The organism is Leifsonia williamsii, from assembly GCF_030433685.1.
GTDB classification, from domain to species: Bacteria; Actinomycetota; Actinomycetes; order Actinomycetales; family Microbacteriaceae; genus Leifsonia; species Leifsonia williamsii.
Genome location: NZ_JAROCF010000001.1, coordinates 1,361,836 through 1,377,294 on the forward strand (window position 1 = coordinate 1,361,836; position 15,459 = coordinate 1,377,294).

The 15,459-nt window shown below is 70.1% G+C and carries 15 protein-coding genes; 13 read left to right on the forward strand and 2 right to left on the reverse strand.

The genetic code is table 11. From position 1 onward, the window contains the following. Positions 1-95: 95 nt before the first annotated feature. The 8 genes from P5G50_RS06415 to P5G50_RS06450 all read left to right on the forward strand — a co-directional run bounded on the left by P5G50_RS06415 (position 96) and on the right by P5G50_RS06450 (position 8,734). Positions 96-1,265, forward strand: a complete 1,170-nt coding sequence (locus P5G50_RS06415; protein ID WP_301210532.1) for an ROK family transcriptional regulator — start codon at positions 96-98, stop codon at positions 1,263-1,265. Positions 1,266-1,331: 66 nt separating this feature from the next. Next, positions 1,332-2,654: an ABC transporter substrate-binding protein gene (locus P5G50_RS06420; protein ID WP_301210533.1), complete on the forward strand. Its 1,323-nt coding sequence runs from the start codon at positions 1,332-1,334 to the stop codon at positions 2,652-2,654. Beyond that, on the forward strand, positions 2,654-3,670 hold the full coding sequence (locus P5G50_RS06425; protein WP_301210534.1) for a carbohydrate ABC transporter permease: 1,017 nt from the start codon (positions 2,654-2,656) through the stop codon (positions 3,668-3,670). The genes P5G50_RS06420 and P5G50_RS06425 overlap by 1 nt, the downstream gene beginning before the upstream one ends. Before the next feature lie 2 nt (positions 3,671-3,672). After that, positions 3,673-4,596 carry a carbohydrate ABC transporter permease gene (locus P5G50_RS06430; protein WP_301210535.1) on the forward strand — a complete coding sequence of 308 codons (924 nt, stop codon included), beginning with the start codon at positions 3,673-3,675 and terminating at the stop codon, positions 4,594-4,596. Then, positions 4,593-5,852 carry a 6-phospho-beta-glucosidase gene (locus P5G50_RS06435; RefSeq protein WP_301210537.1) on the forward strand — a complete coding sequence of 420 codons (1,260 nt, stop codon included), beginning with the start codon at positions 4,593-4,595 and terminating at the stop codon, positions 5,850-5,852. The genes P5G50_RS06430 and P5G50_RS06435 overlap by 4 nt, the downstream gene beginning before the upstream one ends. Next, positions 5,840-6,859 (forward strand): N-acetylglucosamine kinase, encoded by a 1,020-nt coding sequence (locus P5G50_RS06440; RefSeq protein WP_301210538.1) that lies wholly within the window; start codon positions 5,840-5,842, stop codon positions 6,857-6,859. The genes P5G50_RS06435 and P5G50_RS06440 overlap by 13 nt, the downstream gene beginning before the upstream one ends. After that, a complete protein-coding gene (locus tag P5G50_RS06445; RefSeq protein ID WP_301210539.1) occupies positions 6,856-7,917 on the forward strand; it encodes an SIS domain-containing protein in 1,062 nt (353 codons plus the stop codon). Before P5G50_RS06440 ends, P5G50_RS06445 begins: the two co-directional genes overlap by 4 nt. 79 nt (positions 7,918-7,996) lie before the next feature. Beyond that, positions 7,997-8,734 (forward strand): SDR family oxidoreductase, encoded by a 738-nt coding sequence (locus P5G50_RS06450; protein WP_301210540.1) that lies wholly within the window; start codon positions 7,997-7,999, stop codon positions 8,732-8,734. Between the two features lie 34 nt (positions 8,735-8,768). Here the strand turns inward: P5G50_RS06450 and sigJ are convergent, their stop codons facing one another. After that, positions 8,769-9,734, reverse strand: a complete 966-nt coding sequence (gene sigJ, locus P5G50_RS06455; protein WP_301210541.1) for an RNA polymerase sigma factor SigJ — start codon at positions 9,732-9,734, stop codon at positions 8,769-8,771. A 212-nt stretch (positions 9,735-9,946) separates the two neighbouring features. On the opposite strand from sigJ, the gene P5G50_RS06460 reads away from it, so the two are divergent. Continuing rightward, complete coding sequence (locus P5G50_RS06460) at positions 9,947-10,123, forward strand: phosphoheptose isomerase family protein (RefSeq protein WP_301210543.1); 177 nt, start codon at positions 9,947-9,949, stop codon at positions 10,121-10,123. Positions 10,124-10,162: 39 nt separating this feature from the next. Here the strand turns inward: P5G50_RS06460 and P5G50_RS06465 are convergent, their stop codons facing one another. Beyond that, complete coding sequence (locus tag P5G50_RS06465; RefSeq protein ID WP_301210545.1) at positions 10,163-11,182, reverse strand: LacI family DNA-binding transcriptional regulator; 1,020 nt, start codon at positions 11,180-11,182, stop codon at positions 10,163-10,165. A 157-nt stretch (positions 11,183-11,339) separates the two neighbouring features. Between P5G50_RS06465 and P5G50_RS06470 the strand changes: the two genes are divergently transcribed. The 4 genes from P5G50_RS06470 to P5G50_RS06485 are packed head-to-tail and all read left to right on the forward strand — an operon-like array spanning position 11,340 to position 15,456. Then, entirely contained in the window at positions 11,340-12,632 is a 1,293-nt protein-coding gene (locus P5G50_RS06470; protein WP_301210547.1) for an ABC transporter substrate-binding protein, read from the forward strand. 50 nt (positions 12,633-12,682) lie between these two features. Beyond that, a complete protein-coding gene (locus P5G50_RS06475) occupies positions 12,683-13,624 on the forward strand; it encodes a carbohydrate ABC transporter permease (RefSeq protein ID WP_301210548.1) in 942 nt (313 codons plus the stop codon). Further along, entirely contained in the window at positions 13,621-14,481 is an 861-nt protein-coding gene (locus P5G50_RS06480) for a carbohydrate ABC transporter permease (protein WP_301210549.1), read from the forward strand. Before P5G50_RS06475 ends, P5G50_RS06480 begins: the two co-directional genes overlap by 4 nt. A 3-nt stretch (positions 14,482-14,484) precedes the next feature. Then, entirely contained in the window at positions 14,485-15,456 is a 972-nt protein-coding gene (locus P5G50_RS06485) for a glycoside hydrolase family protein (RefSeq protein WP_301210550.1), read from the forward strand. Positions 15,457-15,459 lie beyond the last annotated feature (3 nt).

Consider the following 15,459-nt stretch of genomic DNA (forward strand, 5'->3'; position numbering starts at 1 on the left):
GATTCCAGCGCTCGTGCTTGACAGCGGCTGAGCGCTTCGCATATCGTCTCAGCAATCGATAGGAAACTTCCTAGTCGATTGTCGAGGAGGACACGATGAGCACGTCAGGCAGCCCCAGCGTTCTGCGGGTCCTCAACGACCGCGCGGCCCTGGAGGTCCTGGTCCGCGAGGAGACCGTGTCGCGCTCGCAGCTGGAGAACCTGGTCGGGCTGTCCAAGCCGGCCACCTCGCAGCTGCTCGCGCGGCTGGAGCACGCCGGCCTGGTCGCCAAGGCCGGGCACCGCCAGGACGGCCCCGGCCCCCGCGCCCAGCTGTGGTCGCTGAAGGCCGACGCCGGGTTCGCCGCCGGCGTCGACGTCTCCGCCGCCGGGATCGACGTCGCCATCGCCGACCTGCGCGGCACGGTCGTCGCCGAGGAGTTCACACCCGCCGACAGGCTCGGGCCTCGCGACGCCCTGCTGGTCGCGCTGACCGCCGCCAGCGTGAAGGCCGGCATCGCGCCGGAGACGCTCACGCACATCTCCATCGGCATCCCCGGCGCCGTCGACCAGCAGACCGGCTACCTGCGCTACGCCTCCGAGCTCCCGGGCTGGAAGCAGGTGGACCTGCTGCACCTGCTCGACGACGCCCTGCCCGTGCCCGTCACCATCGAGAACGACGTCAACCTGGTCGCGCTCAACGAGATGGCGCACGGCACCGCCCAGGGCCGCAGCGACTTCTTCCTGCTGTGGATCGCCGAGCGCGGGGTCGGGTCGTCCGTCGTCGTCGGCGGCGAGCTGATCCGCGGCGCCACTCTGGGCGCGGGTGAGATCGGCTTCACGCCGGTCCCCGACCTGGCGACGGCCACGACTCCTTTCATCGGCCATCGGTTCGGCGACCTGATCACCAACGCCGCGCTTCTCGACCTCGCCGCCGCCCACGGCATCCGGGCGACGGGAGCCATCGACGCGCTCGAGCAGGGGCTCGCCACCGACCCGGACGGCTTCCCCCGCGACTTCGCCCGCCGCATCAGCGCCGGCCTCGCCGCGGTCGTCAGCATCCTCGATCCGGAACTGATCATCCTCGACGGCGACATCTGCGTCGCCGGCGGCGACCGCCTCGCCGCGCTCGTCGCGGAATCCCTGGCCGGGCTCGTCGAGCCGCGGGTCCCCATCGTCTCGGGGCGCGACGACGCCAGCTCCGTGCGGGCCGGCGCCGTCCAAGCCGCTCTCGTCCCGGCGCGCGAAGCCCACTTCGCGGCCGGGTCGACCATCGATGTCCCCTAACCGGGCAAGCACCATCGCAACTCAGCCTCACCCGACGTGCTCCACCATCCCAACCCAGGAGAACACATGCGAAAGGTCATCCCTGCTGTCGTCGTGACAGCACTGGCGGCGCTCGCGCTCAGCGCGTGCACCGGCACCGGCTCCTCCTCGTCGTCGCTGTCGCCGAAGCCGGCCGACGACGAGAAGATCACGCTCACGGTCTGGAGCGGCTTCGCCGACCGTGAGCTCGACGTGGTCAACAGCGCCCTCGACGGCTTCCACAAGCTCCACCCGAACATCACCATCACGAGCGAGGGCAGCCAGGACGACGACAAGATCGCCCAGGCCGTCCGCGGCGGCACCGCGCCCGACGTCGCCATCTCCGGCAACGCGAACGCGCTCGGCCAGTACTGCAAGACCGGCGCCTTCCAGGACCTCGGCGGCTACATCAAGCGCGACAAGGTCGACCTCGGCAGCATCCCGAAGGCGGTGCAGTCGTACACCGAGCACGACGGCGTGCGCTGCGCGATGCCGCTCCTCGCCGACGACTACGGCCTCTATTACAACAAGGACCTCTTCGCGAAGGCGGGCATCACCGAGCCGCCGAAGACGATGAGCGAGCTGCAGGAGGACGCCGAGAAGCTCACCGAGCTGAACCCCGACGGGTCGATCAAGGTGGCCGGCTTCGTCCCGACCATCGGCTTCTACAACAACCGCCTCGACGTCTGGGCGCCGCAGTTCGGCGCCGAGTGGCAGAACAGCAAGGGCGAGTCGTCCCTCGCCTCCAGCAAGGGCTGGAACGACCTCTTCACCTGGCAGAAGAAGATGACCGACTTCTACGGCCAGGACAAGCTCACCGCCTTCACCGCGGCGGCCGGCCAGAAGTACTCGCCGGACAACGCGTTCCAGACCGGCCAGATCGCGATGATGTTCGACGGGGAGTTCCGCACCGGGTTCATCGACGACCAAGCGCCCGACATCTCGTACGGGACCGCGCCCCTCCCGGTCGCGGACGGGCTGAAGACGTACGGCGGCAGCGACGTCGGCGGCAACATCATCGGCATCCCGAAGGGCGCCAAGAACGCCGGGGCCGCGTGGGAGCTGATCAAGTACCTCTCCCTCGACACGAAGCCGCTCGTCCAGCTCGCCAACGGGCTCAAGAACGTGCCGACGACGCTCGACGCGCTGAAGTCCCCCGACCTGCAGTTCACCGGCACTCTCGCGCCGTTCCTCGACATCTTCGCCAACAAGCACTCCAGCTCGCTGCCGACGACCTCGAACGGCGCCGCCTACCTCAAGACCGCGACCGACTTCGCGGTGAAGTGGCAGACCGGCGGGGTCAGCGACCTGAAGGCGGGGCTGAAGGACGTCGACACGCAGATCCAGAACGACAACGCGCTGCAGCAGTGATGACGACCCACGACACGACCACGGCAGCGGCGCCCCGCCTCGGGGCGCCGCTCGCCGGCCGACGCTCGGGACGGCCGGGGAGACGCGGCAACCGGGCGGCGATCCGCAACCGCTGGACGGTGCTGGCCTTCATGTCGCCCTGGATCGTCGGGTTCGGGGTGTTCTTCCTCTACCCGCTCGGCGCGACGATCTTCTACTCGTTCACCCGGTACGACCTGATCAACGATCCGACCTTCGTCGGGCTGCGCAACTACATCTTCCTGTTCACGCAGGACCCGCTGATCTGGGTCTCCATCCGCAACACCGCGTATCTGGTCATCGCGATCACGGTCGGCCGCGTGGTGTACGGCCTGCTCACCGCGCTCGTGCTCTCGAAGATCAAGCGCGGGGCCGGCATCTACCGCACACTCTTCTACCTGCCGGCCCTCGCGCCGCCGGTGGCCGCGGCGCTCGCGTTCGTGTTCCTCTTCAACCCCGGCACCGGACCGGTCAATCAGTTCCTGGCGTGGTTCGGCATCAGAGGCCCGCTGTGGTTCAACGACCCGGCGTTCTCGAAGCCGGCACTCACCGTGCTCGCGCTGTGGGCGTCCGGCGAGATCATGGTCGTGCTCCTCGCGGCGCTGCTCGACGTGCCGGCGGAATACCACGAGGCCGCCTCCCTGGACGGAGCCGGCGCGTTCCGCCGCTTCTGGCACATCACGCTGCCCTCCATCTCCCCGGTGCTCCTGTTCGCGGTGGTCAACTCGATCATCGTCGGCCTGCAGTACTTCACCGAGGCGGTGGTGGCCGGCGCTGTCGCGTCCGGATCGTCCGACGCGGTCGGCAACGCGACCTCGATCGGCTACCCCGACAACTCGACCCTGACCTTCCCGATGTGGCTCTACGAGCAGGGCTTCCACGCATACAACATGGGCTACGCCTCGACGATGGCCATCGTGCTGTTCCTCGTCTCGGCGGTGTTCACGATCATCCTGGTGCGACGGATGCGCGTCACCGGCGTCCAGGAGGAGGAGTAGCAGTGACCCTCACGACCACCGCCGTCGCGTCCGCGCGACCCGAGCCCGCCGCCCCGGCCCCTGGCCCCGGCATCGGCCGGCGCACCCGCGATCCGCGCGCCCGCGCCCGTTCGGTGCTCGGCTGGATCGGTCTCCACGCCGTCGCCATCGCCATGGCGCTCGGCTTCATCGGCCCGATCGTCTTCGTGCTGTTGACCGCCGTGATGAGCGACCAGCAGGCGCTCACCAAGGACCTCTGGCCGCACGAGTGGCGCTGGGACAACTTCGGCGCCGTCTTCGAGAAGGCCCCGATGCTCGGGTACTTCGGCCAGAGCCTGTTCTACTCGCTCACGGCGACCGTCGGAATGCTGCTCTCGAGCGTCCCGATCGCCTACGGGCTGGCCAAGCTGAAGTGGAAGGGCCGCACCTGGGCCTTCTACCTCGTGATCGTCGCGATGATGCTCCCGCCGCAGGTGATCGCCGTGCCCATGTATGTGATGTGGGCGAAGCTCGGCCTCACGGGCACGCTGTGGCCGCTGATCCTGCCGAACTTCTTCGGCGACGCGTTCAGCATCTTCCTGCTGCGGCAGTTCCTCGTCGCCATCCCCACCTCGTACCTGGACTCCGCGCGCATCGACGGCGCGTCCGAGTTCGGCGTGCTGTGGCGCGTCGTCATCCCGATGGCCCGCCCCGGCATCGCGGCGGCCGCGCTGTTCATGTTCCTGCGCACCTGGAACGACTACTTCGGGCCGCTGCTGTACACGGGCGAGAACCGCGCCAACTGGACGCTCTCGCTCGGGCTCGCCGCCTTCCGGAGCACGCACCAGGTGCAGTGGAACCTCACGATGGCCGCCACGATCCTCGTGATGGTGCCCGTCATCGTCCTGTTCTTCTTCGCGCAGAAATCATTCATCGAAGGAATCAAGTTGTCTGGAGTCAAGGGATGAAACTGGCTGTCGTCGGTGGAGGTTCGACCTACACCCCCGAGCTGATCGACGGACTGCTCGTCATGTCCGAGTCGTTCACGATCGACGAGATCGCGCTGATGGACACCGATGCGGAGCGGCTGCGCGTCGTCGGCGACTTCGCGAAGCGGATGGTGGCGGCGGCCGGCCGGAGCACCGTCATCACCCCGACCTCCGACCTCGCGGAGGCGGTGACGGGCGCCGCGGCGGTCCTCATCCAACTGAGGGTGGGCGGCCAGGCCACCCGGCACTCCGACGAGACGTTCCCGCACGACTGCGGCTGCATCGGCCAGGAGACCACGGGAGCCGGCGGCTTCGCGAAGGCGCTGCGCACGGTCCCCGTCGTGCTCGACATCGCCGACCGGGTGCGCGCGCTCGCCGGCGAGAACACCTGGATCGTCGACTTCACCAACCCGGTGGGCATCGTCACGCGGAGCCTGCTCGACGCCGGCCACCGCGCCGTCGGTCTCTGCAACGTGGCCATCAACTTCGAGCGCAACTTCGCCGAGGTCCTGGGCGTCGGGCACGAGCGCATCCAGCTCAAGCACGTCGGGCTCAACCACCTCAGCTGGGAGACCGCGGTCTACGTCGACGGCGTCGACCAGCTGCCCGGCCTGCTCGAGGCCCGGATCGACGCGGTCGCCGAGAAGTTCCGCATCACGCCCGGCCACCTGCGCCTCCAGCAGGCCGTGCCCTCCTACTACCTGCACTACTACTACGCGCACGACGAGGTCCTCGGGGAGCAGCTCAGCGAGCCCTCCCGCGCCGAGGTCGTGATGGAGGTCGAGCGGCAGCTGCTCGACGTCTACCGCGACCCCGCGGTGACGACCAAGCCGGAGCAGCTGCAGCAGCGGGGAGGCCGGTACTACTCCCTCGCGGCCATCCAGCTGGTCGCCTCCCTCCTCCGCGACACCAAGGACGTGCAGGTGGTCAACGTGCGGAACAACGGCACGCTGCCCTTCCTGCCTGACGAGGCCGTCATCGAGGCCGCGTCGGTGATCGGCGCGGGCGGGCCGGCACCGCTCGCCATCGGCAGGGTCGACCGGTCGATGGAGGGGCTGATCGCGCACGTGTCGGCGTACGAGGAGCTCGCGGTGGAGGCCGCCCTGCACGGCGGGCGCCACCGCGTCGAGAAGGCGCTCCTCGCCCACCCTCTGGTCGGGCAGTACGCGATCGCCGAGAAGCTGACGGATCGGCTGCTGGCCGAGAACGCGAGATTCCTGCCGTGGGCCCGGTAGCCGCCGGCACCGACGTCGTCCTGGCCATCGACGGAGGCAACAGCAAGACGGACGTCGCTGTCGTCGCGGTCGACGGCCGTGTCGTCGCCACGCGCCGGGGCCCCGGCTATTCGCCGCACGCCCACGGGCTCGAGGCGTCGATCGCCGGGATCGAGGATCTCGCGCGTACCGCGCTCCTGGAGGCCGACCTCGAGCTCCCGTCGCCCCGGATCGCCCACGTCGCGGCCTTCTTGGCCGGGGTGGACCTGCACCGGGAGCAGGCGGCCATGCTCGCCGCCGTGGCCTCCCGGGGCTGGGCGCCCAGCGTGAGCGTCGACAACGACACGTTCGCCCTGCTGCGGCTCGGCTCGGACGGCGACGACGGCGTGGCCGTCGTCTGCGGGGCGGGGATCAACTGCGTGGCCCGCTGGGAGGGGAGGACCGTGCGCTTCCCGTCTCTCGGTCTGATCTCGGGCGACTGGGGCGGCGGCCTGCAACTCGGCCTGTCGGCGATGAGCGCCGCGGCCAGGGACGCCGACGGCCGGGGGCCGCGCACCGCGCTGACCGCCGCCGTTCTGGAGCATTTCGACGCCCCGCGGGTGATCGACCTGATCGAGCGGCTGCACTTCGGCGACGTGCCGCAGACCCGGCTCGCCGAGCTGAGCCCGGCCGTGTTCGCGCTCGCCCTCGACGGCGATCCCGTCGCGGCGGCGCTGATCGACCGGCTCGCCGACGAGGTGGCCGACTACGTCGTCGCCGCGCTCACCGAGCTCGAGCTGACCGGGGCGGCCGTCCCCGTGGTGCTCGGCGGCAGCATCCTCGCCGCCCGGCACGAGGAGTTCGACGAGCGCATCCGGTCGCGGGTGCTCGCCGTCGCGCCCCGCACGGAGTTCGTCCAGGTGAGCGAGCCACCCATCCTGGGCGCAGCGCTCCTCGGACTGGACGCGGTCGGCGCGGCCGACGCGGCCAAGGAACGGGTGCGGCAGGCGCTGGCTCCGCGCGAGCGCATGGAGCGGGCGGCGCGATGACCGGGCACGAAGGGGGTGCGGCCGAGGCCGGTCGGCTCATGCGGGCGGAGATCGCGGAACAGCCGGAGGTGTGGGCGCGGCTGCTCGCCCGCTCCGGCCCGGTCGCCGAGGCCGTCGAGCGCATCCGTGCCGCCCAGCCGCGGTTCGTCACCTTCATCGCCCGCGGCACCAGCGACCACGCCGCCACCTACGGCCGGTACGCCGCCGACGTCCTGTGCGGACTGCCCGGCGGCTCGTGGTCGCCCTCCACCACCACCCTCTACGGCGCACGGCCGGACCTCCGGGGGAGCCTTGCGATCGGCGTCAGCCAGTCCGGCGGCTCGCCCGACCTCGCGGCGTCGCTCGCCGCGGCGCGCGAGGGTGGCGCCCTCACCCTGGCGATCACGAACGACCCCGCGTCGGCGCTGGCGCAGGCGGCGGAGCTGCAGCTGGACCTCGCAGCAGGCCCGGAGCTCGCCGTGGCGGCGACCAAGTCGTTCACCGCGGAGCTGATCACGCTGGCACAGCTGTTCCTCGGCCTCGCGGGCCGTGCGGAGCCCGGTCTCGAACGCCTGCCGGAGTGGGGCTCCGCCGTGCTCCGCGACCCGCGGGTGACCGATGGGATCGCGGCCGCCGTGGAGCGTTTCGACGGCGACCGCGTCGTCCTGACCGGGCGCGGCTACGCGTCGGCCATCGCCTCCGAGGGCGCCCTCAAGCTGATGGAGACCTGCTACGTCTCGGCCGCCGGTTTCTCGGCGGCCGACCTCCTGCACGGCCCGATCGCGGTGCTCGACCCCGCAGTGCAGGCGCTGGCCTTCACCTCGGAGGGCCCGGCAGGTGCGGCGATGCGCCCTGTGCTCGAGCGCATCCGCTCCTCCGGCGCACCGCTTCTGACGGTCGGGGCGGCGCAGCGAATGGAGGGGGAGGCATGGCTGCCCCTCCCTGCCGGTGTGCCGGAGCTGCTCGAACCCGTGCTTCAGATCCTGCCCATCCAGCTTCTCGCGCTGTCGCTGGCGCGCAGCCGCGGACTCGACCCCGATGTGCCGCGCGGGCTGCTCAAGGTGACCGAGACGCGGTAGCGAGGCTTCCTGACATCCGGACGCGTCGCCCCGTCACCTCTTCAGAGGCGGAAGGACCGCCTCATGAAGGAGTGAAGACGTGAAGGTGCTCATTGCGGGCGGACGCGGCCGGGTCGGCTCGAAGGTGGCGGACCTCCTGGAGGCGAACGGGGTCGAGGTCGTCTCGGGCGGACTCGAGGACGGGGTCGACTTCCTCGAGGGGACGAGGGTCGCGGAGGTGATGGCGGGTGTCGACACGATCGTCAACGTGCTGAACACCCCGCGGTTCGACGAGGAGGGCGCTGTCGGCTTCTTCGAGGGGACGACGCGGAGGCTGACGGAGGAGGGCGTGCGGGCCGGTGTGAGGCACCACATCCTGCTCTCCATCGTCGGCGTCGGCCAGGGCGACGCCTCCGACATCGGGTACTACTTCGGCAAGGTGGCGCAGGAGCGCGCGCTCGCGGAGGGCCCGCTGCCGTACACGATCGTGCGATCCGCCCAGTTCCAGGGCTACGTGCCGGTCCTCGCCGATCAGCACACCGTCGACGGCAGGGTGCTGGCGCCGCGCGACCTGATCCAGCCCGTCGAGCTGGATGAACTGGTGGCGCTGCTGGTGGAGGTCGCCCTCGCGGGCGAGCCGCTCGGCGAGGTCGAGTTCGCCGGTCCGGAGCGGTTCCACCTGGACGACCTGCTGCGGGGCACCCTCGCCGCCTCCGGGGATGCTCGCGAAGTCGTGACGGTCGACGGGTACGGGCCGATCGACGCGATGGTCCCGCGTGGGGAGTACCGGGCCGGGAAGGTGCTCTACCCGCTTCGCGACATCCCGCTCGCCGGCTGAAGCGCCCGAAGCGGGCTGGAACACCGCCCGCCCGTCACGTGTCGTGGCGGGCGGGCCCATCCGGAGCCCACCGGCTCAGCTTGCGCGGGTCGAGCACGAACCACACGTCGGTGATCCGGTCGGACTCCACATGGAAGCTGACGACGCCGAAGAAGCGGCCTTCTAGCGTCACCGCGTAGCCGAGCCCATCGGCCGTGCGCCGCTCCTCGAACCGCATGTCGGGCCGCTTCTGGAGCACCCCGAGCAGGAAGCGGGCCACCCGGTCGGCGCCCGCCACGACGTTCGGCGCCACGCTGACGATCCCGCCGCCGTCCGCGCGCAGCTCCACCTCGGGTGCCAGCGTCTGCAGCAGGAGGCGGAGGTCGCCGCCGCGTGCCGCCGAGAGGAAGGCCCTGACCACCTGGTCGTGCCGCTCCGCCGGCACGACCGCGGTGCGCCGCTCCCGGACGTGCCGTCGAGCCGAGGACGCGAGCTGGCGAGCCGCCGCCGGTGAGCGACCGACCAGGCCGGCGATCTCATCGAAGGGTGCGCCGAACACGTCGTGAAGCACGAAGGCCACCCGCTCTGCCGGCGTCATCGACTCCAGCACCACCAGCAGGGCGGTGCTCACCGCGTCGTCGAGGGTCACGCGCTCCAGCGGGTCCTCCACCCCCGATGTGGAGGTCACCGACCCCTCTGCGGTCCCGAGGAAGAGGTCGGCTGGTACCGGTTCCGGCAACCACTGGCCGATCTGCCGCTCGCGCCGCACCCGCGCCGCCGTGAGGAGGTCGAGGGCCACCCGGCTCGCCACCCGCGTCAGCCAGGCCGCGGGCACCCTGATCTCGTCCCGCTGCTGCTCGGACAGGCGGTACCAGCGGATGTAGGTCTCCTGCACGACGTCCTCGGCGTCGGCGAGCGTGCCCGTCATCCGGTACGCCAGCGACATCAGCCGACGGCGCTCGCCGATCACCTCGTCCGGCCGGTCGGTGGCCGGACCGTCGCTTCGCTCCTCATCGGACACGCGGCACTCCTTGTCGGCCGCCGGCACTCGGGGTGCCGGGGGCGGGTCGTCTTGTGATGTAGACGATGATGCGGATGCGGATGTGAGGTGGGAGGCGAGCGCGAGCTTCGGGGGGGCTGGTGAGTCGGACGTGGACGCGGGTGGTGAGGCTGAAGTCGAACAGGTTGTTCGACCGCGTTCATCGGCGCGCTGCGACGGAGGCCGGTGCGGCGATGCGACCGGTGCTCGAGCGCATCCGCTCCTCCGGCGCACCGCTGCTGACGGTCGGGGCGGCGCAGGGAATGGAGGGGGAGGCATGGCTGCCCCTCCCTGCCGGTGTGCCGGAGCTGCTCGCACCCGTGCTGCAGATCCTGCCCATCCAGCTGCTCAAGGTGACGGAGACGCGGTGACGAGGGGCTGACCCGTCACTGGCGGCGTCGCTCTACGCGTCACTCCACCCGGCGCACGGAGGCGCGCTCGACGATCGGCATCGGGACGAGGTGGCGGCCGCCGGTCGTCGTGCCGGCGAGGGCGAGGGCCATGGCCGTGCGGCCCATCTCCTCGTACGGCAGACGGGCCGTGGTGAGCTGCGGGCGGAGGTAGGTCGAGATCTCGTCGTCGTCGAAGGAGGCGATCGAGACCTGCTCGGGGATGCGGACGCCCTGCTCCTGGAGCGCCTGGTACGCGCCGAACGACACGTTGTCGGTCAGGCACACCAGCGCGGTGAAGTCGGCGCCGGAGGCGAGGGCCCGCCTGGTCGCCTCGTAACCGTTCTCGGGCGACCAGGTCTCGAACGCCTCCTCCCACGCCCAGCTCAGCCCGTGCTCGGCCATGACCGCGTCGAGGCCGGCGAAGCGGTCGGAGATGGTGACCGACACCTCCGGAGGGAGGTCCTCGTCGTAGCGGCGGCCGATCAGCGCGATCCGGGTGTGGCCGGCGTCGATCAGGAGTTGCGCGATGGCGGCGCCCGCCGTGCGCTCGTCGGGCAGGACGGCTGGGTAGTCGGCGGTCGTCGTCGCGTTCACCATGACGACCGGGACGTCGGACGGCAGCTCCGGCAGCTCCACCCGGCGCGCCGCCATCGAGCCGAAGACGAGAGCGGAGACGCGGCGGTCGAGCATGGCGTCCAGCGATCCGGCGAGCCGCTCGGGGTGCTGGCCCGTCTCGGCGAGCAGCACGGTGTGGTCGTTCTCCTCGGCGACGTCGAGGATGCCGCGGATCATCGCCGACGCGTAGCGGGTGAGCGTGACGTCGTCCGAGACGAAGCCGATGGTCGGCGTCGTCCCCATGCGCAGCGCACGGGCCGACGGGTCGGGCCGGTAGTTGAGCCGGTGCGCGATCGCCCGCACGCGCTTCGCGGTCTCGGCCGACAGGCCGGTGCCGGGGCGGTCGTTGAGGATCATGCTCACGGCCGTCTTCGACAGCCCGGCCTCGGCGGCGACATCCGCGATCGTCACTCTCTTCGCCACGCTGCGGAGCCTCCCTCGAACGGCGATGTCTGTTGCACGGCCTTCATCCTAGTGCTAACGTCAACGCGACTAAACGCATTTAGTAGCTGCTAAATGCATTTAGTTTTCGGGAGGCGGCTGGCCCTCCCGTGATCACGAATCCAACGGAGGATCGATAGTGAGAAGGAACACTCGCCGGGCGCTCGTGGCGTCCGCGATGGTCGCGGCGGCCGCCATGGTGGCGCTCACCGGCTGCGCCAAGGGAGGCGCCGCTGCCGGCTCCTCGAACGGGGAGCTGACCATGTGGACCCACAACGCGGGCAACAAGGCCGAGCTCGGGGCCGTGCAGAAGATCGTCGACGACTTCAACAAGAGTCAGTCGAAGTACCGGGTGAAGGTGCAGGCCTTCCCGCAGGACTCCTACAACCAGTCCGTCACCGCGGCGGCCGCGTCGAAGAAGCTCCCGTGCATCCTCGACATCGACGCGCCCAACGTGCCCAATTGGGTCTGGGCCGGCTACCTGTCGCCGCTGACCGGGCTCGAGTCGCAGCTCGACGGCTTCCTGCCCTCCACGGTCGGGAAGTACGACGGCAAGACCTACTCCTACGGGTTCTACGACGTCGCTCTCAACCTCATCACGAAGAAGAGCACCCTCGACGCCGTCGGCGTGCGCGTGCCGACCGTCGACGAGCCGTGGACGAAGGCGGAGTTCGACGACCTCCTCACCAAGCTCAAGGCCTCGGGGAAGTTCCGCTACGCGGCCGACTTCATGACCAGCTCGACGGGGGAGTGGTGGCCGTACGCGTACTCGCCGCTGCTGCAGAGCTTCGGCGGAGACCTGATCGACCGCGACGGCTACAAGACCGCCGACGGCGCGCTGAACAGCGCCGACGCGGTGGCGTGGGCGAAGTGGTTCCGCGGGCTGGTCGCCGACGGCTCCATCGCGGCGAAGTCGGGCACCGACCCGGCGGCGGACTTCGCCAACGGCAAGACCGGCATCCTCTACGACGGCAGCTGGGCGGCCGACTCCCTGCGGCAGAAGTTCGGCGACGACGTGCTGTTCCTCCCGCCGGTCGACTTCGGGAAGGGCCCGAAGATCGGCGGCGGCTCGTGGCAGTGGGGCGTCTCGAAGACCTGCTCGGACCAGGCGGGCGCCCTGGCGTACATGAAGTTCGCCACGGCTGACAAGTACGTCGCCGGTGTCGCGAAGGCGGCCGGCACCATCCCGGCGACGGAGGGCGCCGCCGCGCTCGTGCCCGGCTACGGCGAGGGCGAGGACAACGCGATCTTCCGCGAGTACTCGCAGAAGTTCGCCGAGGTCCGCCCGGTCACTCCCGGCTACCCCTTCATCGCCACCACGTTCACCAAAGCCGCTCAGGACATCGTGAACGGCGCCGACCCGAAGTCGACCCTCGACCAGGCGGTCAAGGACATCGACGCCAACCAGAAGTCGAACAACTACTTCAAGTGAGCGAGCGGGGCCGGGCCGCCTGGCCCGGCCCCGCCGTCACGAGGGATCCCATGACAACCGTCGTCAAGCCGGACGTGCGCGTCGACCGCCACGTCCCGACCGTCCGCGCCGGCGTCGCCGGCCGCTCGAAGGAGGCATCGGTCGCGCTCCTCATGTTCGCGCCCGCCGCCGTCCTCATCGCCACGTTCCTGATCGTCCCGATCGGGCTCACCTTCGTCCTCGCCTTCACGAACGCGCGGCTGGTCTCTCCGGAGCCCGCCCAGTTCGTCGGCGTCGACAACTTCGTCAACCTGTTCACCGACGACACCTTTTGGGCGTCGCTGCGCAACACGATCATCTTCACCATCGTGATCGTCCCGTTCCAGTCGGCGCTCGCCCTCGTGCTGGCGCTGCTCGTCAACAGCCGGGTGCGCGGGACGACGTTCTTCCGCACCGTGTACTTCCTCCCGGTCGTCACCTCCATCGTCGTGGTGTCGATGCTGTGGCTGTTCCTGTACCAGAAGGACGGCCTGATCAACGTCCTGCTGTCGAAGGCCGGCATCCAGGGCCCCGACTGGCTGGGCGACCCGCACTGGGCGCTGTTCGCGATCATCCTGATGTCCGCGTGGCAGGCGATGGGCTTCCACATGATCATCTGGCTCGCCGGGCTGCAGACGATCCCGGAGGAGCTCTACGAGGCGGCCGCCCTCGACGGCGCGACGCGCTGGCAGCAGTTCGCCCACATCACCTGGCCGGGCCTGCGGCAGACGCGCACGTTCATCCTCATCACCATCACCATCGCGGCGTTCGGCCTGTTCTCGCAGGTGAACATCATGACCCAGGGAGGCCCCATCAACTCCACCTCGACGCTGGTGTTCCAGGCGGTCCGCAGCGGGTTCCAGCAGCAGCAGACCGGTTACGCGTCCGCGATCTCGTTGGTGTTCTTCGTGCTGGTGCTGGTCGTCACGCTGCTCCAGCGGTTCGTCACCCGTGACAAGGAGGCGCGACGATGAAGCGGTCGGCCCGCGGCGTGCTCGTGCTCGCGCTCAAAATCGTCCTGGCGCTGGTGTTCGGCCTGCCGCTGCTGTTCATGGTGGTCTCGAGCTTCAAGCCCGACACGCAGATCTTCGGCGACCTGGGCGGCATCCAGGCGTTCCTCCCCGTCGGCGACCTGAGCCTCGACAACTACACCGGCGTCTTCGACCGGGTGCCGTTCGCCCAGTTCCTGCTCAACTCCGTCATCATCTCGGTCACGACGGTCGTGCTCGGCATCATCGTCAACTCGATGGCGGCCTTCGCGCTCTCGCGGATGCGGATGCCGGGTCGCAAGTGGGCGCTCGGCGTGGTGCTCGCGACGCTGATCGTGCCGTTCGAGGTCATGGCGCTGCCGCTGCTGTGGGAGGTGAACCAGCTGCCGTACTTCGACGGCGCGCACATCGTGCAGGGCTGGCTCGACACCTACACGGTGCAGATCGTGCCGTTCGTCGCGAACGCCTTCTCGATCTTCCTCTTCTACCAGTACTTCGACTCGATCCCGAAGGAGCTGGACGAGGCGGCGCGCGTGGACGGCGCCGGCTGGTTCCGCATCTACCGGACCGTCATCATGCCGCTGGCGGGGCCGGCGGTGGCGACCGTCGCCATCCTCACCTTCCTCCCGGCCTGGAACCAGTACCTCTGGCCGCTCATGGTCACGCAGAGCGAGGCGGTCCGGCCGGCCATGGTCGGCATCGACTACTTCAAGCAGCTCAACACCTCGTGGGGCCAGATCATGGCCTACGCGAGCATCATCACCATCCCTGTGCTGGCGCTCTTCGTCGCCTTCCAGCGCTCGTTCGTCAACTCCATCGCCTCGCAAGGGCTGAAAGGCTGATCCATGTTCTCTCTCCCCGACAGCTACGTCTGGGACTTCTGGTTCGCCGACGACGGCGACCGGTACCACCTCTTCTTCCTCTACGCGTCGAAGGCGCTGCAGGACCCCGACGCGCGACACCACCGGGCCTCCGTGGGGCATGCGGTCTCCGGCGACCTCGTGGGCTGGAAGCGGGTGGAGGATGCGCTGGTGCGCAGCGACGCCCCCGCCTTCGACGACCTCGCCACCTGGACCGGCAGCGTCGTGCGCGACGACGCCGGTGTGTGGCACATGTTCTACACCGGAGCGACGCTCACCGCGGCGGGCAACGTGCAGAGCATCGGCGTCGCGACCTCGGAGGACCTGCTCACCTGGCGCAAGAGCCCGGCGAACCCGATCCTCCGGGCGGATGCGCGGTGGTACGAGACCATCGCCGACGGGCACTGGCACGACGAGGCGTTCCGGGACCCGTTCGTCTACCGGCAGCAGGACGGCACCTGGCGGATGCTCGTCACCGCCCGCGCCGGGCACGGGCAGGTCGACGATCGCGGGGTGATCGCGACCGCGACCTCCCCCGACCTCGTGGAGTGGACGCTGCTGCCGCCGCTATCGCAGCCGGGCGCCGGCTTCGGTCAGCTGGAGGTGCTGAACACGGCGACGGTGGACGGCCGATCGGTGCTGTTCTTCTCGTGCCTGGCCCCCGAGCTCGCGTCCACCCGGCGCGAGACCGGTTCCCGGGGCGGGGTGTGGGCCGTGGTCGCCGACCGCGACGGGGAGTGGGATCCGCGTCAGGCGCACCAGGTGACCGGAGACGACCTGTACGTCGGCCGGGTCGTCGTGGACCGTGCGGGGGAGCCGGCCTTCTTCGCCTTCCGAAACGCGGGGCCGGAGGGCGGGTTCGTCGGCGGCATCACCGATCCGATGCCCGTGCGGGTGATCGACGGGCGTGTGGTGGCGGGGGAGCGGGCGCTCGACGCGGTGCCGGTGGCCCGCTAGTCC